Source organism: Streptomyces violaceusniger Tu 4113 (genome assembly GCF_000147815.2).
GTDB lineage: Bacteria > Actinomycetota > Actinomycetes > Streptomycetales > Streptomycetaceae > Streptomyces > Streptomyces violaceusniger_A.
Window position 1 is genome coordinate 5,365,451 of record NC_015957.1, and the last position, 23,392, is coordinate 5,388,842.

Here is a 23,392-nt window from a genome sequence, read left to right on the forward strand (position 1 = left end):
CTAGCCCGCGGTGGTGGCCACCTTCTTCGCGATGGCCCGGAGGAGGTCATGGCGGATCATGCCGCTGCCCGCCCGCATGAAGCCCCAGTACAGGGCGAAGGCGCGGCGGGTGGCGGGATCGGTGTTCAGGACCCGGGTCTCGGTGGACAGCAGGGTGCCGTCGCCCTCGGGGGTGAGGCGGAAGTTCATCACCACCTTGGACCAGCCCGCCTCGTCGAAGTGTGCGAACGCCTCCGGATCGCCGCGTTCGATGTCCGGGCGCGTGGGGCGCAGCGCGGTGTAGCGGGCGATGTCGCCGAGCACCACCTCATGGGGCGGGTCGGCAGCCATCTCCCGGGGTGCCATGGACTCCAGGACCCGCAGGTCCATGCCCTGGTGGGCGCCGGTGTCGACACCGCTCACCCAGGTTTTGGGGCCGCCGCGCACCCGCATCAGGCCGAGGGTGACGGCGAGTTCGCCGACCCGCAGGTCCATGAGTTCCCGCCAGACCCGCTCCGGCGGGGCGTCGCTCCGGCGGTTGTGGTGTTCACGCTTGTCGAAGGTCGGCAGCAGTCGTTCCAGCGTCCAGTGCATCGCTTGTCCTCGTGTCCTGGCTCCGCAGGGCCAGCAGATCGTGTGTGCGTTCCACGTACGACAGCGCCGACAGCAACTCCGAGCTGCCGACGGTGTGTTCGCGTGTGCCGCCGGTGATGCCCCGGATGGGCATCGAGCCGACGGATGCCCAGCGCAGCCGCCCCGCCTCGTCGATATAGCCGCGGGAGCGTCCGTGGTTGTCGGAGTGCAGACAGTACGGCACATCGAGATAGCCCTTGGCGAAGGCGCGCACCAGGGCCTGTCCGACGTCCGGCCCGCGACCCAATACCGGTCGGTAATTTACTGATCAACGGTAAGTGATGAGGGAGCGAGATCCCGGTGGGATATCCGATTTACCATCATTCCGCCGTACCGCTTCCCACCGCCAACGCCCGATCCCGCCCGTGGACATGACGGTCGGACATCTGTCGTTCCGGTGGCCCACCGGCTTTATCCACTCGGGGAACATCGCGTAAATTCTGAAGATCTTCTCAGGCGAGGCGGCCGCCAGTGCGTCATCTCACAACCGGCCGAGGCTCACGAGGACACAACCGTCCCGACCCCGCTCGCGGTTGGCGGACTCTCGCGCATACCGGCCGCGTTACCCGTGCGGACGACGTCGATCGGCGAGGTCACCGGACCACGGGGCATCCGCGCACGGCTGGTTCGAAACGGCGTGGACCGTGCCTTGGGGGCGCGAGTGCGTCATGCAATGACCCGTTCGGACTCCGCGCGCCCTGCCGGTGACCACGGGCCGCGGCAATGATGAGCGGACCGCACGTAATCCACGACTCCGCACACCTGCCCTGTGGCGGGTGGACATGCGGTGGAAGGAATGTACGTTGTTGCTTCTCATCTCCCCGGACAGCGTCGACGAGGCCCTCGACTGCGCGAAGGCTGCCGAGCACCTCGACATCGTCGATGTCAAAAAGCCCGACGAGGGCTCGCTCGGTGCGAACTTCCCGTGGGTCATCAGGGAGATCCGCGACGCGGTCCCGGCGGACAAGCCGGTGTCCGCCACCGTGGGAGACGTGCCGTACAAGCCCGGCACGGTGGCCCAGGCGGCGCTCGGTGCGGCCGTCTCCGGAGCCACATACATCAAGGTCGGCCTCTACGGATGCACGACGCCCGAACAGGCCATCGATGTCATGCGCGGGGTTGTCCGGGCGGTGAAGGACTACCGGCCGGACGCGTTCGTCGTCGCCTCGGGCTATGCCGACGCCCACCGGATCGGCTGTGTCAACCCGCTCGCGCTGCCCGACATCGCCCGCCGCTCCGGCTCCGACGCGGCCATGCTCGACACCGCGATCAAGGACGGAACACGGCTGTTCGACCACGTTCCGCCGGACGTCTGCGCGGAGTTCGTCCGGCTGGCCCACGAAGCGGATCTGCTCGCCGCCCTCGCGGGCAGCGTCAAAGTCGGCGACCTCGGTGAACTGACCGGCATCGGCACGGACATCGTGGGGGTGCGCGGGGCGGTCTGCGAGGGGGGCGACCGCAACGCCGGAAGGATTCAGCCGCGGCTGGTGGCCGCCTTCAAGGCGGAGATGGACCGGCACGCCCAGGAATACGCGGCCACCGTCGCCACCGCGAGCTGACCGCGGGCATGCCGACACCTCAGCCCCGTCGCACGCCGGGGCCCCGCGGCGAGCCCTTCGCCGTCCTCGATCCGGCGACCGGCGAGGCCTTCGACGAGGCTCCCGACCAGCGGCCGGACGAGTTGGATGCCATCGTCGACCGGGCCCACGATGCCTGGCGCGACTGGCGGGCCGACCCCGTCGCCCGCACCACGGCGCTGTTCGCGGCGGCCGACGCCGTGGAGGCGGCCGGGGCCGATCTCGCTCCGCTGCTCACCCGTGAGCAGGGCAAGCCCCTGGCCGAGTCGTACGCGGAGATCGCCCGCACGGCGGCCCGCCTGCGCTACTTCGCCGAACTGGACCCGGCGCCCCAGCCGATCACAGACGGCAGGCCGGTACGCACCGAGCTCCGCTGGCGACCGCTCGGGCCCGTCGCCGCGATCGTCCCGTGGAACTTTCCCCTCCAGCTCGCGTCGGCGAAGTTCGCGCCCGCGCTCGCCGCGGGCAACACGATGGTGCTCAAGCCCTCCCCGTTCACGCCCCTCGCCACGCGGGTGCTGGGGTCCGTCCTCTCCGCCGCCCTCCCCCAGGACGTGCTGACGATCGTCACCGGTCGCGAGCCCCTCGGTGCCCGCCTCGCGTCCCATCCGGGGATCCGCCATGTGACCTTCACCGGTTCGATTGCCACCGGACGGGCCGTCGCCAAGGGCGCGGCGGCCTCGCTCGCCCGGGTCACCCTGGAGCTGGGCGGCAACGACGCCGCCATCCTGCTGGAGGATGTGGAGGTGGAGCGGATCGCGGACCGGTTGTTCTGGGCGGCGTTCCGCAACTGCGGGCAGGTCTGCATGGCGGTCAAGCGCGTCTACGCCCCCGCCCGGCTCTACTCCCAGGTGGTCGAGGCCCTCGCGGAGCGCGCGAAGACCGTCGTCGTCGGACCCGGCATCGACCCGGGCACGCAGTTGGGGCCGGTCAGCAACGCCCCCCAGCTGGACCGGGTCGAGCGCTGCACGGCCCAGGCGCTGGCCGACGGTGCCAGAGCCGCGGCCGGTGGTCACCGGCTGGAGGGGCCGGGCTACTTCTTCGCCCCGACGATCCTGGCCGATGCCCCCTCCGGCAGCCCAGTGGTGACGGAGGAGCAGTTCGGTCCGGTCCTGCCGGTGCTGCCGTACGGGCGCCTGGACGAAGCCGTCGAGGCGGCCAACGGCACCGGCTTCGGGCTGGGCGGCTCGGTATGGGGGACCGACCTCGACCGGGCCGAGGCGGTGGCCGACCGGCTGGAGTGCGGGACGGCGTGGATCAACCACCACGCCGAACTGTCCCTCGCCCAGCCCTTCGCGGGCATCAAGGACAGCGGTGTCGGCGTCGCGGGCGGCCCGTGGGGGTTCTACGGAAACCTCAGGCCGTTTGTCGTGCACCGTCCGGAGGAGGCGTGACGAAGAGGTTCGGTGCGGCGGTACTGCGCTCGTACGAGAGCCCATTCGCCGTCGAGGAGGTGATCCTGAACGCGAGGCCGGCCGACGGCGAGATCCTGGTCAGGATCGCGGGCTGCGGGATGTGCCGGACCGATCTCGCGGTCCGTCGTTCGGCGGGCCGCTCACCGCTGCCGGCGGTGCTCGGCCACGAGGGGGCCGGGGTCGTGATGGAGACGGGCGGCCCGGACACCGGCCTCGGCGTCGGCGACCATGTCGTGCTGAGCTTCGACTCCTGCGGACACTGCCGGAACTGTCTGGGCGCGGCCCCCGCCTACTGCGACTCCTTCGCCTCGCTCAACCTCTTCGGAGGGCGCACGGAGAACGCGGCACGGTTCACCGACGCGGCCGGAGTCGCCTTGGCCCCCCGGTGGTTCGGCCAGTCCTCGTTCGCCGAGTACGCGATGGTCCCGGCCCGCAACGCCGTCCGGGTCGATTCCTCGCTGCCCATCGAACTGCTCGGACCGCTCGGCTGCGGCTTCCTCACCGGCGCCGGAGCGGTCTTCAACTCCTTCGGTGCCGGTCCCGGCGACACCATCGCGGTCTTCGGCGCGGGAGCGGTGGGCCTGGCCGCGGTGATGGCGGCCACCGTCGCCGGGGCGGTGACCGTGGCCGTCGACCGGCACCCCGAACGGCTGGCCCTCGCCGAGCGGCTCGGCGCGAGCCCGCTGCACGCCGCATCCGCCGGTCTCCCTGAGCGCATTCGGAAACTCACCGACGGTGGCGCGCAGTACGCGCTGGACACCACGGGCTCCGCCCAACTGATCAACGACGCGCTCCGGGCCCTGCGCCCGACCGGCCACCTCGGCCTGGTGGCACGGCTCCACACGGCGCTGCCACTCGAACCGGGCACGCTGGACCGGGGCCGGAGGATCTCCCACATCTGCGAGGGGGACGCGGTGCCGGGGCTGCTGATTCCGCGGCTGACCGGGCTGTGGCAGGCCGAGCGGTTTCCCTTCGACCGGCTGATCCGTACGTACCCGCTCGCCGATATCAACGAGGCCGAACGCGACTGCGACGCGGGCCGCGTGGTCAAACCCGTCCTGGTTCCGGCGGGGACGGGCCGATGAGCGAGGCGTTCAGCGCCACTGCCCATCCGATCGACCGCCACATCATTCGTACTTCGTACTCCTCGTATCGCTCGTATTCCTCGCTGTTCGTAGTCTCTGCTCGCACCAAGGGAGGACACATGGTCGGCACAGCGCATCGGAGCGCCGGTGTGGAAGGCGTGGAAGGGGGTGTGGGCCTGACCGCTCTCTTGGTCGCCGCGGCACGGGCGATCGAGACCCACCGCCACGACAGCCTGGCACGGGACGTCTTCGCGGAGCACTTCGTGCTCGCCGCACCGGCGTCCACGGGCTGGCCGGTCCGCATACAACAAGTTCCGGAGGGAGACGCGGATCCGCTGTGGGGGCGATTCGCGCGCTACTTCGGGCTGCGGACGAGGGTCCTCGACGACTTTCTCCTCCGGTCGGTGCAGGCGGGAGGCGCCCGCCAAGTGGTCCTGCTCGGGGCCGGGTTGGATACGCGGGCGTTCCGGCTCGATTGGCCTTCCGGCTGTGTGATCTTCGAGATCGACAGGGAAGGCGTGCTGGCCTTCAAGCACCAGGTGCTCGGCGGACTGTCGGCCACCCCGAAGGCGGCGCGCGTACCGATCCCGATCGATCTGCGCGCCGACTGGGTCGGAGCGCTCACCGACGCCGGCTTCGACAAGGCCGCACCGAGCGTCTGGCTGGCCGAGGGGCTGCTGTTCTACCTGCCAGGCGCCTTAGAGAGGTATCTCATCGACACGGTGGACCTGTTGAGCACGGGTGGCAGTGCCCTGGCGTTCGAGGTCAAGCTCGAGAAGGACTTGCTGGCATACCGCGACAGCCCGCTCTACACCTCTACGAAACACCAGATCGGCATCGACCTGCTCAACCTGTTCGACAGCGAGCCGCGGCCCGACTCCGCGGGTGATCTGGCGGGCAAGGGCTGGTCCACATCGGTCCACACTCCCTTCGACTTCACCCGCCGCCACGGGCGCGGCCCGCTGCCCGAGCAGAACGACGCGCTGGCGGGCAACCGGTGGGTGTTCGCGAACAAGCCACGGCCGTAAGGCTGCCGCTCCTCGCGATCGCCGGTGTCGCGGGTGATCCCGCGGCCCGGTCACGCGACCAGGCGCAGCCAGGCCGCCGCGAGCGCGGCGTGACCGGCCGGCGTCGGGTGTACGCCGTCCGCGGCCCAGTACTCCGGCCCGGTCGTCGCGGCGAGCTCGGCGAACATGCCGTCGGCGGCGAGCAGCCGCGCGCCGTACTTGCGGGCGAGCCCGCGCACGACCTGGATCTTCGGGTCCAGGTCGGTGCGCCATTCCTTGCGCTCTTCCGCTCCGATGCGCACGACACCGGCACCGGCTTCGACGACGCCGTGGATCGACAGGAGGAACGGCTCGATGAGGATCAGCTTCGTGCCCGCCTCGGCGAGCGGCGCGAGCAGGCAGTCATAACCCGCTTCGAACTCCTTCACGGGAATCACGTAGCCCTTCGGGTCCAGCGTGTGCCAGCCCATGTCGTTGACTCCGACGAGGATGGACACGATGTCCGGGCGCGCGTCGAGTACGTCTGTCTGCCAGCGGGCCTCGAGGTCCATCACCTTGTTGCCCCCGATCCCGGTGTTCAGCCAGGTCACGGGCCGGTCCGGGTGCCGGAGTCCCCACTCGCCCGCGACGCGCAGCGGATAGCCGAACCCCAGACCGTCTTCACTCTCCAGCCGTTGGCAGTCGGTGATCGAATCACCGGTGAACATCACGGTGCTTCCCGGTCGGAGAGTGATCGTCATGCGCGCTCCTTGAACTCGGGTGAGGAGAGGAAACCGAATGCGAACGGTGATATCCCGGCGATATGAGCACCCGCCAGAACCTCTCGAAAGGTGTCGGACCCCACCGACGTCGGACCGACAAGTCCCCGATGCGCCACCGACACCACGGCCCCGCCACCCGATCACCCCTGGGCGAATTCGAAGCAGAGCTTTGCCACTACGCCACCGGGGGCATGGCGCTGGGCGCCCGTCAGGCGCCGAAGCGACGGCGCGCGTCCTCGATGCGACCGAGGTACTGGTGGGTCCAGCCGCACATGCCATCGACCGTCGCGCGCAGGGCCTGGCCCGGCTCGGTGAGGGTGTACTCGACCCGGGGCGGCACGGTGGGGTGCACCTTCCGCTCGACCAGACCGTTGCGCTCCAGCATGCGCAGGTTCTGGGTGAGCATCTTATGGCTGATGCCCTCGACGTCATTCCGCAACTCGCTGAAGCGCAGGGTGCGGTCACCGAGCGCCTCGATGATCAGGAACGCCCACTTATTGGCGACGTCCGAGAAGATCTCCCGCGCCAGAGAGTCCGCGCGCCTCAGGTCCGCGTCCTCGGGCAGGCCCGTGAGTAGCTGCTTGGTCACCATCAGGTTCCCCAGTCACCGAAAAGTGCGTTCTTCCAGGTTGGCTGCCACTCTCCTACAGTTCCCCAGTAACTACAAGAGAGCAAGGCAGAAAGGGCGAACAGCATTGGCCACCATCGACGTCTTCAACCACAACGTGCCGGCCGAGAGCGACTTCGGCTACTCGCAGGCGATCAGATCCGGCGATCTCATCCATGTCTCCGGACAGCTCTCGCTCGACAAGGCGGGTGAGTTCCTCTACGCGGACGACTTCGCCGCCCAGCTCGAGCAGACCTACGTCAACATGGACAAGGTTCTGGACCACTACGGCGTCACCCGCAACCAGGTCGTCTCGCAGACCCTGTACGTGGTGAACCTGCTGCAGCGTGCCGCGGCGACAGCGGAGGGCAACCTGGCGTACTTCGGCGACCACCGCCCAACCAGCACGGTCCTCGGCGTCACCGAGCTGACTTTCCCCGGCCAGGTCATCGAGATCAGCTTCGTCGTCGACACGAAGCTGCCCGCCTGAGCTTGTCCATCACGGCCGCACATCGCGCGCCGGTGCGCGGCCGTGTCCAGCGGACGTCCAGTCCTCGCCCAAAGGAGCGGCCCGCCGAATGACCGTCAGGCGCTGACGAACTTCCGGAATTTGCGTACGAGCTTGACGACGGCCCAGACGATGAGGGCTCCCAGGAGGAGCAGGAACAGGATCGCCTGCCACAGGGGCATCTTCTTCTTTCCGCTGGACGAGCGGCCGCCGTTGCTGCGGGAGGAGTAGCCGCCGCCTTTCGACTTCTTATTGCCGCCGACCTTGCTGACGCCACCGCCGCCGCTGGTGCCACCGCCTCGCTTCGACGACAGCGCGACGTACGAGACGGAGTCACGCGCCGGCGCCGCGTGGGCCGCGGCGGGTGCCACCCCGAGCAGGGTGCCGATCAGGAGGAGTGTGGTTGCCAAACGCATGAGAGATCCCCGTGATGGTGGGTCGGAAAGATATTCGCGCCAGGGCGCAGCGCGTTGCACCCTAGGGCATGGATCTGTGCTGTCGAAACTCGTGCACATTCGGACTGGGCGGGGACGGCGTGGTGCCTCCCGAACCGCCGGCGCATCGAGTCAGCCGAGGCTGACGAGCGTCTTTCCAGTCGTTCGGCCGACGATCATCTCCGTTGGCGCGTGCGGGGCCGACTCCAAGCCGCGGCGTCACGAACGGGCCCGCAGCCCGTCCAGCGTGAGGTCGAGCAGTCGTTCGGCCCGTTCCCGGTGTTCGGGCATGCCCGAGGTGACGGCGATGCCTTCGAGGGCGGCGCCCATGTCGGTGGGGCTGATGTCGGTGCGGATCGTCCCGGCGGCTACGCACTTGTCCATCAGGGCGGTGATGGCCGCCTGGATCATCTCCCGACTGTGGCCGTAGGGGTTGTTTCCCGCGGCGGCGATGGCACGCAGAGCGTCGACCATGCCGAATTTCGCGGTGACGTAGTCCAGGAAGAGGCGTGTCCAAGCGCGCAGGGCTTCGTAGGGCGGCTTCTGCTCGAGCAGGTCGGGGACGGCATCGCACAGCTGAGCCACCTCGTTGCGGTAGACCGCCTCGATCAGAGCCTCACGGGTGGCGAAGTTTCGGTACAGCGTCGCGCTGCCCACGCCCGCCTCCTTGGCGATGCGCTCCAGGTGCGTGTCCAGCCCCTCCTCGGCGAACACGCGCACCGCAGTCGCGAGAATCTTGTCTCTGTTACGCCGCGCGTCAGCTCGCAAGGGGCGTTGTGCACTGTCGGCCATCAGCGGTCCCCATTCCCCTTCGGTCCCCTTCACTTGCTAAACGGAGGGCCGCCCACTTAGCCTCTCGTCCCGTAAGTGGGGACATCCCCAGTTCCACTGTAGGCCATGGTCCGACCGGTACACATCCCCCTTGGAAGGACGTTGATCATGTCAGGTGTCGAAGGCAAGGTCGTGGCGATCACAGGTGCCAGCAGCGGCATCGGAGCGGCGACGGCGATCTACCTCGCCGAGAAGGGCGCCCGGCTCGTGCTCGGGGCCCGACGGGAAGACCGGTTGCACGCGGTAGTGGACCAGATCACGGCGCGGGGCGGCTCGGCCGTCGGGACGGTCATCGACGTGACGCGCCGCGAGGACCTCGAGCGCCTGACGGACACGGCGGTCGCCCGGTTCGGCCGGCTCGACGTCCTGGTGTCCAACGCCGGCACGATGGCGGTGTCACCCTTTGACGAGCTGCGCCAGGACGACTGGGACGCGATGGTCGCGACGCACATCACCGGCCTGCTGAACGGTATCGGGGCGGCACTTCCCGTCTTCAGGCGGCAGCGCTCCGGTCAGTTCGTCAACATCGCCTCCACCGCGGCCTACGTCGTGAAATCCCCGCAGGCCGTCTACGCCGCCACCAAGACGGCAGTGAAGGTGCTGACCGAGGGACTGCGGCAGGAGTCGGGACCCCACCTGCGGGTCACCCTGGTCTCGCCCGGGTTCACCAACACCGAGGGCGTGGGCAAGGGGGCGAGTCCCGAGGCAGCGGCGGCGGCAGCCCGACAGCGCGACGAGATTGCCATCCCACCCTCCGCCATCGCGTCGGCGATCTGTTACGCCATCCAGCAGCCCGCCGGCGTCGACATCAGCGAAATCGTCGTCCGGCCCACCGTGCAAGCCTGACGACCAACGTTTCCGACCGGGCGGGCCGACAGGGAAGACGCTGGCGTTTCACGCAGCAAGCGTCTGTGCCGCCGCCACCGCGGGCAGGGGTGCCACCGGGATGCGTACCGGCGCGACCGGGTCAGAGGCGAGCCAGACGCGGTACGTGGTCTTGCCCGGGTCCACGAGGGGATCACCGAGGGCGATCCGCCCCTGGGAGTAGAGCCTGTCGCATACGGAGGTGGGCAGAGCGACGTAGCAGCCTCCCCTGCCGGAGACGCGGTCGTACGGCTGCCAGTAGCCGTACCGGCGTCGTCCACGCGCATGCACGGTGAGAAACACCGGAGTACGGGAATCGGACATGACGCGGAGAACGCCCGCGTCGGCAGCAGCCTCGAACAGGACATCGGAACGGGAGCGGGACTGGTAGAGGACGGGGGACATCAACGCTGCCTTCCGAGGGCCGGGACTCACGATCAGCTACCCCAATTAAAGCAGCTATTCGATCTTGATTACAGAACTTCCGCTGGAGCACCAGGACTTGAGAGGGGACGACGGAGAGGGAAGCTTGAGCACCCCGCGATGCTCGCCCCCGCCCTGCCATCCAGGCTCCCGCGCTCGTCGCTCTGCCCACCGTCTCCCGCTGGTTCGACGAGACGACCGTCCTGCGGCTGGGTGCGGCACTCGAGTCGGTCAGTCCCGTCCGCCACCGCTCCCCCGACCTCGCCCGCCGCTGATCCCTCGGTCTCGCGCCCGGCTGCCGACGGGTCACCAGCCGCTGATGCGGTGCCAGACGGCTTGGACGGCGGGTGCGTCCGTCGCCGTCGGGCCGCTGTCGATGACGTGGTAGCCGCGGTGTTGGGCGGCTGTGGCGCAGGCATGGTTGGGCAGGACGCGCAGACGGGTGCCGACGGGCAGATCGGGCAGGGTGGCGCCGTCGCGGGCGATGATGGTGCCGTGTTCCTGGCTGGCGGCGCTCATGACCAGACCCGAGATCAGATGCCCCGCCAGGTCGGTGACCAGGCCGTACCCCTGGTCCCGCGGCTGGGCCGCCGTGCCGCGGTCGCGGGACATCGCCATCCAGCCGCCGTCGGTGACGATCCAGCCGTACTCGGGGCGTTGTCCGATGACGGTGACGACGACCGACAGCGCGAGGTCGTCGACCTGGCACACTCCGAGACCGGCCATCACCAGGTCGAAGAAGACGTAGTTGCCCGCACGCAGTTCGGTGACGCCGGTAAGGTCCTCGGCGGCGTGCGCGGTGGGCGTCGAGCCGACGCTGACGGTGGTCACCGGCAGCCCGGCGGCGCGCAGCTTCTCGGCGGCGGCGACGGCTGTGTCGCGTTCGTTCTTCGCCGCCAGCCGCTGCTCCTCCGCGGAGTAGGCGAAGTAGGACTCGCCCGCGTGGGTCAGCACACCGTCCAGGCATCCGGCGTCGTGCAGGGTGCGAGCGATGTCGACGAGGGCGGGGGCGTCGGTCTTGAGGCCGCCACGGTGGCCGTCGCAGTCGATCTCGATCTGGGTGGGAATGCTGATGCCCTCCCGGCGGGAGGCTTCCGCGACGCAGTCGGCCTGCTCGGTGCTGTCCAGCAGGACGCGGAGGGTGACGCCGCGGCGCAACAGGGCGATCACACGGGGGAGTTTGTGGGGGGCGATGCCGACGGCGTAGGTGATGTCGGTGTAGCCGCCGTCGGCGAATGCCTCGGCTTCAGCGAGCGTGGAGACGGTGACGGGGTGGGGCGAGCCGCCGTGCACAAGGGCGGCGACCTCAAGGCTCTTGGCCGTCTTGACGTGCGGCCGCAAGGCGACGCCGAGGTGGTCGGCCCTGGCCGCGAGGCGGTCGATGTTGCGCAGCGCCTTGTGTACGTCCACGACCGCGAAGGGGGTGTCGGGGTCGGCGAGCGTCCCGGTAGTGGTGGAGGGGTTGGTGGTCATGGGGTGAGGTCCGTTTTCTCGAAGGTTGTTCGTCGCCCGGATCGCATGCACACCGTCGCCCTGGGGCATGGCCCGCGTCCCGCGCTCACATCATCAACTAAAATTCCACTTCTAGACAATAGCGCTAGCTTGCGCGCCCGAGTGCGGTTCCTCCGTCCGCACAGGACAAGAACGAGGCCGGACGAAACGGCCGTCTTGCCCGGTGCATGCCAATAGTGCGAAACTCCGGAAACCGATGCCTGCCCGCGAGCCGTTCGGCGCACCGGGCACGACCCACGCTCAGCCGGCTGATCTCGACAGCAAGCGACAGCAAGGGAGTGGCGTGTTAGGCGCACTGAGGTTCAGGCACGTGTCCATGGCGGCGACGGCGGCCGTCCTCGCGCTCCTTCTCCCCGCATGCGGCGGCGACGGCCAACCGGGCGGAAGCGGCCCCGCCGCCTCCGCGTCGCTCGACCCCGAGGCGGATCTGAGCAAGCAGCGGCTCACCGTCTCGAACTGGGACGGCTATATGCCGAAGGACCTCCCCGCCCGGTTCAAGTCGGCCGTCGGCACGCCCATGACGGTCGCCAAGCACAGCACCAACGAGGAGATCGTCGCCAAACTGACCGCCTCCGCCGACAGCGGCATCGACGTGGCGTTCGTATCGGGCCAGTACGCGCAGGCGCTCGCGGCGCAGGGGCTGCTCGAACCCATCCACCACGATCTGGTCCCGCACCTCAAGAACCTGGACCCGCTCGCCGCCCGGCTCGCCCATGACAAGGGCAACGTCATTTCCGTCCCGTACACCTGGGGCACCACCGGGCTCTGCTACCGCAAGGACCTCGTCGGCTACACCCCCGACAGCTGGAACGACCTGCTGAAGCCGCGCGCCGCGGTCAAGGGCAAGGCCACCATGCTGAAGACCGAACGCTGGCTCTTCCTCCCCGCGCAGAAGGCACTCGGCTACTCGGTGAACACCACCGACAAGCAACAGCTCGCCCAAGTCAAGGAGTTGCTACTCACCGCGAAGGACGGGCTCCTCGCCTACGACGACACCACGTTCGGCGACCGGCTCACGTCCGGGGAGGCCGTACTGGCGGAGGCCTGGGACGGCTGGTGCCCGACCGACGACAAGAGGATCGGCTTCGTCGTACCCAAGGAGGGCAGCGACCTCTGGACCGACACGATGGTCATCCTCAAATCGTCGAAGAACAAGGAGGCGGCGCACGCCTTCATCGACTACGTCCTCGACGCGAAGGTGCACTCCTGGGTCGCCTCGAACATCTTCTACAAGGTCCCCAACACCGCCGCCATGGCCGAACTCGATCCGGCCCTGCTGAAGAGCTACCCCGCACTCGCCATGCCCCCCGAGCAACTGCTCAAGGGTGAGTCCGTCGTCGACCTCGGGGACGCCGCGACGGCGTACACCCGGATCGTCACGGAAGTCACCGCGGGCTGATGGCCCGCCGGGGGAAGGCGGCCGGAGCACCACACGTGCGAGCCCGTCTCGTCCTGCTCGGCCCGGGCCTGTCCTACCTGGCCGTCCTGCTCCTGCTGCCGCTGGCCCTGCTGATCGGCTATACGGTCTTCCGGCGCGGCCGCTTCGGCGGGATCGCGTACGAGGACGGACGTACCGGCGAGAACTTCGCGCGGCTCACCGACCCCCTCTACGTCGGTGTCCTCACCGACTCGCTGCGCATCGCCGCCGTCACCACGCTGCTGGCGCTCCTCCTCGGCTACCCGACCGCGTACGCGATCAGCCGGCTGCCCGGCAGATGGCGCACGGTCGCCCTGGTCCTGGTCGTGCTGCCGTTCTGGACCAACTTCCTGATCCGGACCTACGCCTGGATCGTGCTGCTGTCCAGCCGAGGTGTGGTCAACTCGGCCCTCACCGGCATCGGGGTGATCGACCGGCCGCTGAAGCTCCTCTACACGGAACCCGCCGTCGTCCTCGGACTGCTCTACGCCTATCTCCCGCTGATGGTGCTGCCGCTGTACTCGGCGATCGAGCGGGTCGACCGCCGGCTGCTCGAAGCCTCGGCCGATCTGGGCGCCCGCCCGGCCCGCACCTTCTGGAGCGTGACCCTCCCCCACACCCTGCCCGGCGTGCTGACCGGCTGCGTCTTCGTCTTCGTCCCCAGCCTCGGCAACTTCGTCGTCCCCGAACTGCTGGGCGGCGGGCACACGGTCATGGTCGGCAACCTGATCAGAGACCAGTTCCTCACGGCACGGGACTGGCCGTTCGGCTCGGTGCTCGCCCTCGCCCTCATGGCGTTCCTGGTCCTGCTGCTCATGGCGCAGGCCTGGGCCGGGCGCCGGCTGGGCGGCCGCTGATGCGCCGGGCGACGCTCCTCCCGCTGTGGTTGACGTACACGTTCCTCTACACGCCCGTCGTGGTGCTCGTGGTGATGTCCTTCAACCGCTCGGACAGCCCCTACGAGTGGTCCGGGTTCAGCACCGCCTGGTACGGCACGCTGGCCGGCGACGACGAGGTCCTGCGGGGCCTGGCCAACACACTGATCGTGGCCGCGGGCGCGACCGCCCTGTCCACCGTCCTCGGCACACTGCTCGCCGTGGGGCTCGCCCGCCACGCGAGCCGGTCGCGGCTGCTGCCCGCCCTGTCGGTGCTGCCCGCCGTCCTGCCGGACATCGTGCTCGCGATCGACCTGCTCGCCTTCTACTCGCTCGTCTCGGCCACCCTCGGCCTGCACTCGGTGCTGCTCGCCCATACCGTCTTCGGCCTCGCCTTCGTCACGGCCGTCGTGCGCACCCGGATCGCCCATGTCGACCCCTCTTTGGAGGAGGCCTCACGCGACCTCGGCGCGGGCGAGGTCACCACGTTCCTCCGCATCACCCTGCCGACCCTCGCCCCCGGCATCGTGGCGGGCGCGCTGCTGACGTTCACGCTCTCGCTCGACGAGTTCGTCATCGCCTTCTTCACCGCGGGGCCGAAGGATCCCACTCTGCCGATCGTCATCTACTCGATGATCAGGTTCGGTGTGACCCCGGAGATCAACGCGCTCGCCACCCTGCTGCTCGCGGTCAGCTTCACCGTGGTGATCGCCGCCCAGCGCGTCAGCCGGCTGACGGAGGCGCTGTGATCCGTATCCATGCCGTCACCCGGCGGTTCGGCCAGGTCACCGCCCTGGACGGGGTGAGCCTGGAGATCGAGGAGGGCCAGTTTTTCGCCCTCCTCGGGCCGAGCGGCTGCGGGAAGACGACCCTGCTGCGCGTCCTCGCCGGATTCGAGGCCCCGGACAGCGGCACGGTCACCCTGGACGGCCGGGACCTGCTGGGCGTGCCCGCGCACCGGCGGCCGGTCAACCTCATGTTCCAGTCGTACGCGCTGTTCCCGCACATGAACGTGGAGAGGAACATCGCGTACGGGCTGGCGCGGGAAGGGCTCGCCCGGGCGGAGATCGGCGAACGGGTCGCGGCCGTCCTTGCCACCGTCGGGCTGGCCGCGCAGGCCCGCAGACGGCCGCACCAGCTGTCCGGCGGGCAGCGGCAGCGGGTCGCCCTCGCCCGTGCCATCGTCAAACGCCCCCGTGTGCTGCTGCTCGACGAGCCGCTGTCGGCGCTCGACAAACAGGTCCGCGCCGAAATGCAGCTGGAGCTCAAGCGCCTCCAGCACCAGGTGGGCATCACCTTCCTCGTCGTCACCCACGACCAGGAGGAGGCCATGTCGCTCGCCGACCGGATCGCCGTCCTGGACCGGGGGCGCGTCCAGCAGGTCGACACCCCCGTCGAGCTCTACCGGCACCCTCGGGGCCGGTTCGTCGCGGGCTTCGTCGGCGCCAACAACGTCTTCTGCGGACGGCTGCTGCCCTCCGGCGGACTCGACGTACCCGGCGTCGGCGTTCTGCCCGCCCCGGCCGGTGACACGGCGGGGCTGGTCGGCGTACGCCCGGAGAGCATACGGCTCGCCGCCGGGGACGCGGACGCTTCCTTGCACGGCACGGTGTTGGACATCAGTTACTTCGGCGGCTCCTCGAGGATCGCGGTCACGGTCCCCGGTCTGGACCCGCCGGTCCTGCTGACCGTCGCGGGCCCGGCCACGGTGACCTCCGGGGCCCGCGTCGCGCTGTCGTGGGACCCGGAGAGCACGGTACTGATCGAGACGACGGGAGACCCCCCTTGAGCGGACCCCTGACCATCCTCTTCGCGCCGGAGAGCGCCTACGGCCCGACCAACAACTGCGTCGGCATAGGCGACGTACTGCGCCGACGGGGCCACCGCGTGGTGTTCGCGGCGGAGGCGTCCTGGAAGGGCAGGCTCGCCCCGCTCGGCTTCGAGGAGGACCTGGTCGACCTCGCCCCGCCGCCCGAAAAGCCCCAGGAGGCGGGCCAGTTCTGGAAGGACTTCGTACGGGACACCGCCCCCGAGTTCCAAAAGCCCACGATCGAGCAGCTGGGCACGTGGGTCAGGCCGGTCTGGGAGGAGCTGGTCGCCGGCGCCCGGTACTGCGAACCTCGGCTCAAGGAAATCGTCGGCCGGGTCCGGCCGGACGTGATCGTCGAGGACAACGTCGTCTGCTTCCCCGCGCTGACCACGGCGGACGTGCCCTTCGTGCGGATCGTCTCCTGCAACCCGCTGGAAGTGAAGGGCGAACACATTCCCCCGCCCTTCTCCGGGTACCCGGCCGGTGACCGCGCCGGCTGGGACGAGTTCCGTGCCGAGTACGACCGCACGCACCGCGAGCTGTGGGCCGAGTTCAACGCCTGGGTCGTGGACCAGGGCGCGCGGCCGCTGCCCGACCTGGAGTTCATCCACGACGGCGAGCTGAACCTGTACGTCTACCCGGAGATCGCCGACTACGCCGAAGCCCGCCCGCTGGGCCCTGCCTGGCACCGGCTGGACTCCTCGGTCCGCGAGACCGACGAGGAGTTCACCCTGCCGCCGGAGTGGGCCGAACGGCCCGAGGGCAGCGCGCTGATCTACTTCAGCCTTGGCTCCCTCGGCTCCGCCGACGTCGGCCTCATGCGCCGGATCATCGCCTCCCTGGCGCGCACCCCGCACCGCTACATCGTCTCCAAGGGGCCGCTGCACGATGAGATCGAGCTGCCTCCCACCATGTGGGGCGCGGAGTTCCTCCCGCAGACGCGGATCCTCCCGCTCGTCGACCTCGTCATCACCCACGGCGGCAACAACACGACCACCGAAAGCCTCCACTTCGGCAAGCCCATGATCGTGCTCCCGCTGTTCTGGGACCAGTACGACAACGCACAGCGGATCGCCGAACTCGGCTACGGCGTCCGTCTCGACCCGTACCGCTTCACCGACGCTCAACTGCACGGCGCGATGGCGGAGTTGCTCGACGACATCCGCCTGCGGAACAGGCTGACGGAAGCCTCCAGGACCATCCGGGCCCGGGACGGGCTGCGCACCGCCGCCGACCTCATCGAGCGGCACGGCCACGAAAGGCAGGAAACATGAAGCTGTCCTTACGGCTCGGCCTCGGCGTCGCCGTCCTCGCGGCGCTCTCCGCCTGCGCGGACGGGCCCTCGTCGTCCTCCGACGGTGACTCGGGCGCCCGGGCCACGCTCCAACTCGCCGTTCCCTCGGCCGTGATCGCCCCCAAGGAAGAGGTCGCCACCCACGCGGTGGGCGACGCCGAGGGCTATCTGGCCGAGGAGAAGCTGAGAGTCGAGGTGATCAACACCGACGGGTCGGTGGCAGCGGTCCAGGCCGTCGCCTCGGGCAGCGCCGACATCGCGCCGGCCGACGCGGGAGCCATCCTCGCCGCACGGGAGAAGGGCGTCCCGGTGAAGGTCATCGGGGGCCTGGTACGGAACTGGCCGTGGCGCATGGCCGTCCGGCCCGGCAGTGAGGTCAGCAGCCCGGCCGACCTCAAGGGCAAGAAGATCGGGGTCATCAGCCTCGCCTCCGGCTCGGCCATCTACGCCCGTGCGTACGCGAGCGACGCCGGGCTGGACGCGGCCAAGGACGTCGACCTGCTGCCGGTCGGCGTGGGGGCGCAGGCCCTGGCCGCTCTGGAGGACGGCAGGGTCGATGTGCTCGCCCTGTACACCCAGGCATACACCACCATCGAGAACACGGGCACCGAGCTGCGCTATCTCGACAACTCCGAGGCGTTCGACGGCATCCGCTCCCTGACCTACACGGTGACCGAGAAGACCCTGAAGGAGAAGAAGGAGGTTCTGACGCGTTACTTGCGCGCCTCCTACAAGGCACTGCTCTTCTCCGCCGTCAATCCCGATGCCGCGATGCGCGACGGGTACCAGACCTTCCCCAAGCTGCTGACCGGCAAGAAGGCCGACGACCGCATCGCCGACGACACCAGGACCCTCAAGGCGTGGATCGAGACCGCGGTCCCCGCCACCGGTGAGCCCGAGAACTTCGAGGACTGGGGTGCGATCAGCGACGTGGAGTGGGACAAGACGGTCGCCTACACCAGGACGGCCGGCCAGATCACCAAGGACGTCCCCCTCCCGGAGCTATGGGACGGCAGCCTGCTGGGGGGCGCGAACGACTTCGACCCGGCGGCCGTGATCGCGAAGGCGAAGGCCGCCGGGTGACGCGGGAAGGCGAGGAGAACAGGAGAGCGGGGAGACCGTGGACGAAGACCGCTGGATCGAGGTCACCGGACTGCACAAGACCTACCGGCCGCGCAGGTCCGAGCCGACCCACGCGCTCTCGGACGTCACCTTCACGGTCCGACGCGGCGAGTTCCTGTCGGTCGTCGGCCCGTCGGGGTGCGGCAAGACCACCCTGCTCACGATCCTCGCCGGGATCGTCTCCAGGAGCCAGGGGGCGGTCCGCGTCGCCGGTCGCGATGTGACGGGGCCGCTGCCCGAGGTGGGCATGGTCTTCCAGACGCCGACCCTCCTGCCCTGGCGCACCGTGTTGCAGAACGTGATGGTGCCCGTGGAGGTACAGAAGCTCGACGCCTCGGTGTACCGGAAGCGGGCCGAGCGGCTGCTCGCCATGGTCGGCCTCGACGGCTTCGAGAGCAGACATCCGCATGAGCTGAGCGGCGGGATGCAGCAGCGCGCCGGAATCTGCCGGGCCCTGGTGCACGACCCGGCCGTGCTGCTGATGGACGAGCCCTTCGGCGCGCTCGACGCCCTGACCCGCGAGTCGTTGAACGTCGAGTTGCTGAGGATCTGGCGGAACAGCGGCCAGACCATCGTGTTCGTCACCCACTCCATCCCCGAGGCGGTCTTCCTCTCCGACCGGGTCGTGGTGCTCAGCCCCCGCCCGGGCCGCATAGCCGAGATCGTCGACATCGAGCTCGAGCGCCCGCGCACACTCGGCGCGATGGCCTCGGACCGCGCCGGGGTCTTCGTCGAGCGGATCCGCAGGCATTTCCACGCCGCCTGGGTGATCGACTCATGAGGCGGCTCGGCAAGCGGCGGCTCCGCGTGGACCTGCGAGCGCGCCCCGAACTGCTGCTCGCTCCCGCCGTCTTCGTCGTCACCATGCTGGCCTGGGAGTTCGCGGTCCCCGCCTTCGGTATCGACGATTACGTGCTGCCGCGCCCCTCGCAGATCTTCGACGCCCTCCGCACGCAGCTGGCGGACCCGTTGTTCTGGGGACATCTGAAGGTGACGGTCCTGGAGTCGCTGTACGGCTTTCTGCTCGGAGTGGCGGCGGCGCTGGTGCTGGGCACCGCGATCTCCCAGGTGCGGCTGATCGAGCGCACCTTCATGCCGTATGTCGTCGCCTTCCAGACGGTGCCCAAAGTGGCGCTCGCGCCGCTGTTCGTCGTCTGGTTCGGCTTCGGCATGACGAGCAAGGTCGTGATGGCGGCGGTGATCTCGTTCTTCCCCGTGCTGATCAATGTCATCGAGGGGCTGCGCTCGGCCGACGCCGACCGGATCCAGATGCTCACGGTGTTCGGCGCCGGCAGGTTCCAGGTGTTCCGGATGGTGCGGCTGCCGAGCGCGCTCCCCTTCCTCTTCGCCGGCCTGGACATCGGGATCGTCTTCGCGATCCTCGGCGCCGTCGTCGGCGAGTTCATCGGCGCGAAGGAGGGCCTGGGATACCTCCTGCTGCAGACCAACTACAACTTCGATATCGCCGGGATGTTCGCCGTGCTGGTGGTGCTCTCCGTACTGGGGCTGATCGCCCACTTCATCATCCGGTTCGCCCAGAAGCGGCTCGTCTTCTGGGCCGAGGAGAACCGGGTGATCGGCGCATGACGAGCTGAGGACAGCAGAGGAAGGAGGCCCGCATGACCGGATACGACCTGGTGGTGAAGAACGCCCGTGTCGTCGCACACGACCACGATGACGCGCGCCCTGCGGACATCGCCGTCAGCGGAGGCCGGATCGCCGCCGTAGCCTCCGGCATCGCCACGGAAGGCGCCCGTCGGGTGGTCGACGCCGACGGCAGGCTGGCGTTCCCCGGTGTCGTCGACGCCCACCAGCATTGGGGGATCTACCACCCACTGCCCGAGGACGCGGCCAGCGAGAGCCGCGCGTGCGCACAGGGAGGCGTCACCAGCGCCCTGACCTACACCCGGACCGGCCGCTACTACCTCAACAAGGCCGGTGCGTACGCCGACTTCTTCCCCGAGGTGCTGGCCGCCGCTTCCGGCCGCGCCCACGTCGACTACGGCTTCCACCTCGCGCCCATCTCGCGCGCTCACATCGGCGAGATTCCCGACCTGATCGAGCGGTTCGGCGTCACCTCGTTCAAGGTCTTCATGTTCTACGGCAGCCACGGCCTCCACGGCAGGTCGGCCGACCAGAACGCGTTCCTGATGCTCCCCGAGGACGAGCGGTACGACTACGCGCACTTCGAGTTCGTCATGCGCGGGGTGCAGGCCGCCCGCGAGCGGTTCCCCGACCTCGCCGACGAGATCTCCCTCTCCCTGCACTGCGAGACCGCCGAGATCATGACCGCGTACACCAGGCTGGTCGAGGAGGCGGGAGACCTGACCGGGCTCGCCGCCTACAGCGCCTCCCGGCCGCAGCACTCCGAGGGCCTCGCGGTCGCCGTCGCCTCCTACCTGGCGCACGAGACCGGGCTGCCCACGATCAACCTGCTGCACCTGTCGTCCCGCAAGGCGGTCGACGCGGCCGTGCGGATGAGCCGGGCGTTCCCGCACATCGACTTCCGCCGTGAGGTGACCGTCGGGCATCTGCTCGCCGACATCACCACCGCACACGGCCTCGGCGGCAAGGTCAACCCGCCGCTGCGGCCCCGCGACGACGTCGAGGCGCTCTGGGAGTACATGCTCGACGGCACCGTCGACTGGGTCGTCAGCGACCACGCGTGCTGCCGCGAGGAGGTGAAATTCGGCGTGCCCGAGGACGACGTCTTCCTCGCCAAGGCGGGCTTCGGCGGCGCCGAGTACCTCCTCCCCGGCCTGCTCACCGAGGGAACGAAACGCGGCCTGCCACTGGGCCGGATCGCCGCGCTGACCTCCTGGAACCCGGCCCGGCGCTACGGACTGCGCACCAAGGGCAGCCTCGCCCCCGGCTTCGACGCCGACATCGCCCTGGTCGACCCGGGCCGAACCTGGACCGTGCGCGCCGCCGAATCGGAATCGACGCAGCAGTACACCCCCTTCGAAGGCTTCGAGCTGACCGCCCAGGTCACCGACACCTTCTTGAGGGGCCACCACATCCTTAAGGCGGGCAAGGTCGTCGGCCCACCCGTCGGCGCCTACCTGCACCGTCCGACCGGCACCGCCTGAGCTTGGCCTGTTGAGAATCTCTGATGGTCGAGGGCCCGTGACGATGCTGTCACCGGTGGCTCCCCCGAGCCACCGGGCCCCGGACGTGCCCCGCCGAACGGGCCACGGCCGGCCGGGCGCGGGCCGGCTCATGGCGGGGTGACGCGAGGGGCTACCCCGGTCACCTGGGCGCCGGACAGCTCGTCGAGGGAACGGCCCCGCGTCTCGACCCGGAAGGCAAAGGTGATCAGGAAGCCCAGGGCACAGGTGGCGGCCACCGCGAACAGCGGTGCGCTTGCCCCGGCGGTGGACAGCAGAACCGGGAAGCGGTACCCGCCGATCCTCTCCACCATCACCCACCAACTCGCCGCCGACTGGACGACCTACGGCCCCATGCCTCCTGGAACTCCAGGAACCGTTCCGTCGCCGCGTCCTCGCTGGGGGCCTGTATGGGGAGGGGATTCCGCGTGTGGGCGTGCCTGGGCCGGTCGGCCGTACGACGTCGTACGGCCGACCGGCCCAGGGTGGCGTTCGCCGGGTGGCGGGCTCAGGCGGTGGCGAGGCCGGCCTTGAGGGCGGTGGTGAGGCGCACGATGCGCTCGGCCTGGACGCGGGCGGCCTCACGGGTGGTCTGGCCGACGGGGTTGCTGCCCTGTCCGTCGACGTGGGAGGTGCCGTACGGGTTGCCGTCGGCGAACTTGGCGGGGTCGGTGTAGCCGGGGGCGACGATGATGCCGCCGAAGTGATGGAAGGAGTTGTACAGGGCGAGCAGGGTGGACTCCTGGCCGCCATGGGTGGTGGAGGAGGAGGTGAAGCCGCTGTAGACCTTGTCAGCGAGCTTGCCCTCGGCCCACAGGCCGCCGAGCGTGTCGATGAACTGCTTCAGCTGCGAGGCGATGTTGCCGAAGCGGGTGGGGGAACCGAAGATCACGGCGTCGGCCCATTCGATGTCATCCGGGGTGGCGTCGAGGATGTCGGCGGTGGCGGCGGCGTTGGCGGCCCAGGCGGGGTTGGAGTCGATCGCGGCCTGCGGGGCCAGTTCGGCCGCCTTGAGCAGGCGGACCTGGGCACCGGCCTTCTCCGCTTGCTGGGCTATCTGCTTGCTGATCTCGGCGATCGTGCCAGTGGAGGAGTAGTAGACGACGGCTACCTTGATCGGGTCGCTCACGGTTGTGGTCTCCGTTCCGTTCGAGTCGTTCGTGCGATTGCGGCTGAAGATGCCCATGGCGGATCTCATCCTTGTGGTCCGTGCCCGCCGACCGGGGCACTAGTTGAACCGTAAACCATATGGAGGGCAACCAGCACCCCGGCGGCAACGGGAATGATTCGGCGCGCGATGTTGTATAACGTTCAACTACATCACCGGGTCGACACCCCCGGCCGCACGGACAGAAAGGACACCACCACCATGGCCTCCCTGCTCGACATCCGGCGCGCCAACGAGCGTTTCCACACCCGAGCCGGCTGGCTCGACTCCCACCACTCCTTCTCCTTCTCGCGCCACTGGGACCCCAAGAACACCCATTTCGGGCTCCTGCTGGTCTCCAACGACGACGTCGTCGCCCCCGGCACCGGTTTCGAGACGCACCCCCACCAGGACATGGAGATCATCACCTGGGTCCTCGACGGCGGCCTCGTCCACCAGGACTCCGAGGGGCACAACGGGGTGATCTACCCCGGCCTCGCCCAGCGGATGAGCGCCGGCACCGGCATCCTGCACAGCGAGAAGAACGACTCCTGGACCCTTACCGGCCAGCCCGAGCACGATGACCCCGTCCACTTCATCCAGATGTGGACCATCCCCGACGAGTCCGGTATCCGGCCCGGCTACGAGCAGCTCGACATCAACGACGAACTCGCTCTCGGCGGCTGGGCCACTCTCGCCTCCGGCATGCCCGGGCACAGCAACCAGCGGGCGATCGGCATCCGGCAGAAGCACGCCGCCCTGCACGTGGCCCGCATCCGCCCCGCCGAGACCCTGGAGATCGTCACCGCTCCCTTCGTCCACCTCTTCATCGCGCGCGGCAGCGCCGAGCTGGAGGGCGCGGGAGCACTGGCCACCGGCGACGCGGTCCGCGTCACCGGCGCCGAGGGCCAGCGCGTCACCGGCGGCCCCGACGGCGCCGAGGTGCTTATGTGGGAGATGAACGCCGCCATCTCCACGGCCTGA

The 23,392-nt window shown here is 69.4% G+C and carries 26 protein-coding genes; 16 read left to right on the plus strand and 10 right to left on the minus strand.

Annotated features, from left to right (window positions below; all coding sequences use genetic code 11):
- Positions 1-573: a hypothetical protein gene (locus STRVI_RS22140; RefSeq protein WP_014057865.1), complete on the minus strand. Its 573-nt coding sequence runs from the start codon at positions 571-573 to the stop codon at positions 1-3.
- Positions 527-859, minus strand: coding sequence for a hypothetical protein (locus STRVI_RS22145; RefSeq protein WP_043236327.1), 333 nt, complete (start codon positions 857-859; stop codon positions 527-529). The genes STRVI_RS22140 and STRVI_RS22145 overlap by 47 nt, the downstream gene beginning before the upstream one ends.
- A 535-nt stretch (positions 860-1,394) precedes the next feature.
- Between STRVI_RS22145 and STRVI_RS22150 the strand changes: the two genes are divergently transcribed.
- The 4 genes from STRVI_RS22150 (at position 1,395) to STRVI_RS22165 (ending at position 5,717) form a co-directional block, all read left to right on the plus strand.
- On the plus strand, positions 1,395-2,171 hold the full coding sequence (locus tag STRVI_RS22150) for a (5-formylfuran-3-yl)methyl phosphate synthase (protein WP_014057866.1): 777 nt from the start codon (positions 1,395-1,397) through the stop codon (positions 2,169-2,171).
- Between the two features lie 8 nt (positions 2,172-2,179).
- Positions 2,180-3,583: an aldehyde dehydrogenase family protein gene (locus STRVI_RS22155; protein WP_014057867.1), complete on the plus strand. Its 1,404-nt coding sequence runs from the start codon at positions 2,180-2,182 to the stop codon at positions 3,581-3,583.
- Positions 3,580-4,689, plus strand: coding sequence for an NAD(P)-dependent alcohol dehydrogenase (locus tag STRVI_RS22160; protein ID WP_014057868.1), 1,110 nt, complete (start codon positions 3,580-3,582; stop codon positions 4,687-4,689). The genes STRVI_RS22155 and STRVI_RS22160 overlap by 4 nt, the downstream gene beginning before the upstream one ends.
- A 119-nt stretch (positions 4,690-4,808) precedes the next feature.
- The gene (locus STRVI_RS22165; RefSeq protein ID WP_014057869.1) at positions 4,809-5,717 is read left to right on the plus strand and encodes a class I SAM-dependent methyltransferase; all 909 of its coding nucleotides are present in this window, start codon (positions 4,809-4,811) and stop codon (positions 5,715-5,717) included.
- Between the two features lie 50 nt (positions 5,718-5,767).
- Here STRVI_RS22165 and STRVI_RS22170 read toward each other — a convergent pair whose 3' ends face one another.
- Together STRVI_RS22170 and STRVI_RS22175 are read right to left on the minus strand one after the other, a co-directional pair.
- Entirely contained in the window at positions 5,768-6,403 is a 636-nt protein-coding gene (locus STRVI_RS22170) for a GDSL-type esterase/lipase family protein (RefSeq protein ID WP_251982711.1), read from the minus strand.
- 262 nt (positions 6,404-6,665) lie between these two features.
- Complete coding sequence (locus STRVI_RS22175; RefSeq protein WP_014057871.1) at positions 6,666-7,049, minus strand: winged helix-turn-helix transcriptional regulator; 384 nt, start codon at positions 7,047-7,049, stop codon at positions 6,666-6,668.
- A 103-nt stretch (positions 7,050-7,152) separates the two neighbouring features.
- Here STRVI_RS22175 and STRVI_RS22180 point away from each other — a divergent pair, with 103 nt between their 5' ends.
- A complete protein-coding gene (locus tag STRVI_RS22180) occupies positions 7,153-7,554 on the plus strand; it encodes a RidA family protein (protein ID WP_014057872.1) in 402 nt (133 codons plus the stop codon).
- Positions 7,555-7,649: 95 nt separating this feature from the next.
- On the opposite strand, the gene STRVI_RS22185 is transcribed toward STRVI_RS22180, so the two are convergent.
- Positions 7,650-7,988 (minus strand): hypothetical protein, encoded by a 339-nt coding sequence (locus tag STRVI_RS22185; protein ID WP_014057873.1) that lies wholly within the window; start codon positions 7,986-7,988, stop codon positions 7,650-7,652.
- 237 nt (positions 7,989-8,225) lie between these two features.
- Positions 8,226-8,798 carry a TetR/AcrR family transcriptional regulator gene (locus STRVI_RS22190; RefSeq protein WP_014057874.1) on the minus strand — a complete coding sequence of 191 codons (573 nt, stop codon included), beginning with the start codon at positions 8,796-8,798 and terminating at the stop codon, positions 8,226-8,228.
- Positions 8,799-8,945: 147 nt separating this feature from the next.
- Between STRVI_RS22190 and STRVI_RS22195 the strand changes: the two genes are divergently transcribed.
- Positions 8,946-9,683: an SDR family oxidoreductase gene (locus tag STRVI_RS22195; protein ID WP_014057875.1), complete on the plus strand. Its 738-nt coding sequence runs from the start codon at positions 8,946-8,948 to the stop codon at positions 9,681-9,683.
- Positions 9,684-9,731: 48 nt separating this feature from the next.
- Here STRVI_RS22195 and STRVI_RS22200 read toward each other — a convergent pair whose 3' ends face one another.
- Both STRVI_RS22200 and STRVI_RS22205 read right to left on the minus strand, forming a co-directional pair.
- Positions 9,732-10,106: a hypothetical protein gene (locus STRVI_RS22200; RefSeq protein WP_014057876.1), complete on the minus strand. Its 375-nt coding sequence runs from the start codon at positions 10,104-10,106 to the stop codon at positions 9,732-9,734.
- Between the two features lie 324 nt (positions 10,107-10,430).
- Positions 10,431-11,597 (minus strand): DSD1 family PLP-dependent enzyme, encoded by a 1,167-nt coding sequence (locus STRVI_RS22205; RefSeq protein WP_014057877.1) that lies wholly within the window; start codon positions 11,595-11,597, stop codon positions 10,431-10,433.
- Between the two features lie 355 nt (positions 11,598-11,952).
- Between STRVI_RS22205 and STRVI_RS22210 the strand changes: the two genes are divergently transcribed.
- Genes STRVI_RS22210 through STRVI_RS22250 form a run of 9 tightly spaced genes read left to right on the plus strand, consistent with a single transcriptional unit; the run spans position 11,953 to position 21,243 of the window.
- Positions 11,953-13,035 carry a polyamine ABC transporter substrate-binding protein gene (locus STRVI_RS22210; RefSeq protein ID WP_014057878.1) on the plus strand — a complete coding sequence of 361 codons (1,083 nt, stop codon included), beginning with the start codon at positions 11,953-11,955 and terminating at the stop codon, positions 13,033-13,035.
- 35 nt (positions 13,036-13,070) lie between these two features.
- Positions 13,071-13,910: an ABC transporter permease gene (locus STRVI_RS22215; protein ID WP_251982712.1), complete on the plus strand. Its 840-nt coding sequence runs from the start codon at positions 13,071-13,073 to the stop codon at positions 13,908-13,910.
- 29 nt (positions 13,911-13,939) lie between these two features.
- Positions 13,940-14,677, plus strand: a complete 738-nt coding sequence (locus tag STRVI_RS22220) for an ABC transporter permease (RefSeq protein WP_251982713.1) — start codon at positions 13,940-13,942, stop codon at positions 14,675-14,677.
- On the plus strand, positions 14,674-15,717 hold the full coding sequence (locus tag STRVI_RS22225; RefSeq protein ID WP_014057881.1) for an ABC transporter ATP-binding protein: 1,044 nt from the start codon (positions 14,674-14,676) through the stop codon (positions 15,715-15,717). The genes STRVI_RS22220 and STRVI_RS22225 overlap by 4 nt, the downstream gene beginning before the upstream one ends.
- Entirely contained in the window at positions 15,714-17,012 is a 1,299-nt protein-coding gene (locus STRVI_RS54695; protein WP_014057882.1) for a glycosyltransferase, read from the plus strand. The genes STRVI_RS22225 and STRVI_RS54695 overlap by 4 nt, the downstream gene beginning before the upstream one ends.
- Positions 17,009-18,115 carry an ABC transporter substrate-binding protein gene (locus tag STRVI_RS22235; RefSeq protein WP_014057883.1) on the plus strand — a complete coding sequence of 369 codons (1,107 nt, stop codon included), beginning with the start codon at positions 17,009-17,011 and terminating at the stop codon, positions 18,113-18,115. The genes STRVI_RS54695 and STRVI_RS22235 overlap by 4 nt, the downstream gene beginning before the upstream one ends.
- A 37-nt stretch (positions 18,116-18,152) precedes the next feature.
- A complete protein-coding gene (locus tag STRVI_RS22240; protein ID WP_014057884.1) occupies positions 18,153-18,935 on the plus strand; it encodes an ABC transporter ATP-binding protein in 783 nt (260 codons plus the stop codon).
- Positions 18,932-19,741: an ABC transporter permease gene (locus tag STRVI_RS22245; RefSeq protein WP_014057885.1), complete on the plus strand. Its 810-nt coding sequence runs from the start codon at positions 18,932-18,934 to the stop codon at positions 19,739-19,741. Before STRVI_RS22240 ends, STRVI_RS22245 begins: the two co-directional genes overlap by 4 nt.
- A gap of 32 nt (positions 19,742-19,773) precedes the next feature.
- Positions 19,774-21,243, plus strand: coding sequence for a dihydroorotase (locus STRVI_RS22250; protein WP_014057886.1), 1,470 nt, complete (start codon positions 19,774-19,776; stop codon positions 21,241-21,243).
- Positions 21,244-21,371: 128 nt separating this feature from the next.
- On the opposite strand, the gene STRVI_RS22255 is transcribed toward STRVI_RS22250, so the two are convergent.
- Positions 21,372-21,575: a hypothetical protein gene (locus STRVI_RS22255; protein WP_043236332.1), complete on the minus strand. Its 204-nt coding sequence runs from the start codon at positions 21,573-21,575 to the stop codon at positions 21,372-21,374.
- Between the two features lie 194 nt (positions 21,576-21,769).
- Positions 21,770-22,390 carry an NAD(P)H:quinone oxidoreductase gene (gene wrbA / locus STRVI_RS22260; protein ID WP_043239479.1) on the minus strand — a complete coding sequence of 207 codons (621 nt, stop codon included), beginning with the start codon at positions 22,388-22,390 and terminating at the stop codon, positions 21,770-21,772.
- 240 nt (positions 22,391-22,630) lie between these two features.
- On the opposite strand from wrbA, the gene STRVI_RS22265 reads away from it, so the two are divergent.
- Positions 22,631-23,392: a pirin family protein gene (locus tag STRVI_RS22265; RefSeq protein WP_014057888.1), complete on the plus strand. Its 762-nt coding sequence runs from the start codon at positions 22,631-22,633 to the stop codon at positions 23,390-23,392.

Bases quoted from the DNA above. Each gene is read 5' to 3' on its own strand.
- STRVI_RS22205 (WP_014057877.1), bottom strand. From the start codon at position 11,597: ATGACCACCAACCCCTCCACCACTACCGGGACGCTCGCCGACCCCGAC.
- STRVI_RS22165 (WP_014057869.1), top strand. From the start codon at position 4,809: ATGGTCGGCACAGCGCATCGGAGCGCCGGTGTGGAAGGCGTGGAAGGG.
- STRVI_RS22190 (WP_014057874.1), bottom strand. From the start codon at position 8,798: ATGGCCGACAGTGCACAACGCCCCTTGCGAGCTGACGCGCGGCGTAAC.
- STRVI_RS22195 (WP_014057875.1), top strand. From the start codon at position 8,946: ATGTCAGGTGTCGAAGGCAAGGTCGTGGCGATCACAGGTGCCAGCAGC.
- STRVI_RS22170 (WP_251982711.1), bottom strand. From the start codon at position 6,403: ATGTTCACCGGTGATTCGATCACCGACTGCCAACGGCTGGAGAGTGAA.
- STRVI_RS22245 (WP_014057885.1), top strand. From the start codon at position 18,932: ATGAGGCGGCTCGGCAAGCGGCGGCTCCGCGTGGACCTGCGAGCGCGC.
- STRVI_RS22200 (WP_014057876.1), bottom strand. From the start codon at position 10,106: ATGTCCCCCGTCCTCTACCAGTCCCGCTCCCGTTCCGATGTCCTGTTC.
- STRVI_RS22185 (WP_014057873.1), bottom strand. From the start codon at position 7,988: ATGCGTTTGGCAACCACACTCCTCCTGATCGGCACCCTGCTCGGGGTG.
- STRVI_RS22255 (WP_043236332.1), bottom strand. From the start codon at position 21,575: ATGGTGGAGAGGATCGGCGGGTACCGCTTCCCGGTTCTGCTGTCCACC.
- STRVI_RS22155 (WP_014057867.1), top strand. From the start codon at position 2,180: ATGCCGACACCTCAGCCCCGTCGCACGCCGGGGCCCCGCGGCGAGCCC.
- STRVI_RS22150 (WP_014057866.1), top strand. From the start codon at position 1,395: ATGCGGTGGAAGGAATGTACGTTGTTGCTTCTCATCTCCCCGGACAGC.
- STRVI_RS22175 (WP_014057871.1), bottom strand. From the start codon at position 7,049: ATGGTGACCAAGCAGCTACTCACGGGCCTGCCCGAGGACGCGGACCTG.
- STRVI_RS22210 (WP_014057878.1), top strand. From the start codon at position 11,953: ATGGCGGCGACGGCGGCCGTCCTCGCGCTCCTTCTCCCCGCATGCGGC.
- STRVI_RS22265 (WP_014057888.1), top strand. From the start codon at position 22,631: ATGGCCTCCCTGCTCGACATCCGGCGCGCCAACGAGCGTTTCCACACC.
- STRVI_RS22250 (WP_014057886.1), top strand. From the start codon at position 19,774: ATGACCGGATACGACCTGGTGGTGAAGAACGCCCGTGTCGTCGCACAC.
- STRVI_RS22235 (WP_014057883.1), top strand. From the start codon at position 17,009: ATGAAGCTGTCCTTACGGCTCGGCCTCGGCGTCGCCGTCCTCGCGGCG.
- STRVI_RS22140 (WP_014057865.1), bottom strand. From the start codon at position 573: ATGCACTGGACGCTGGAACGACTGCTGCCGACCTTCGACAAGCGTGAA.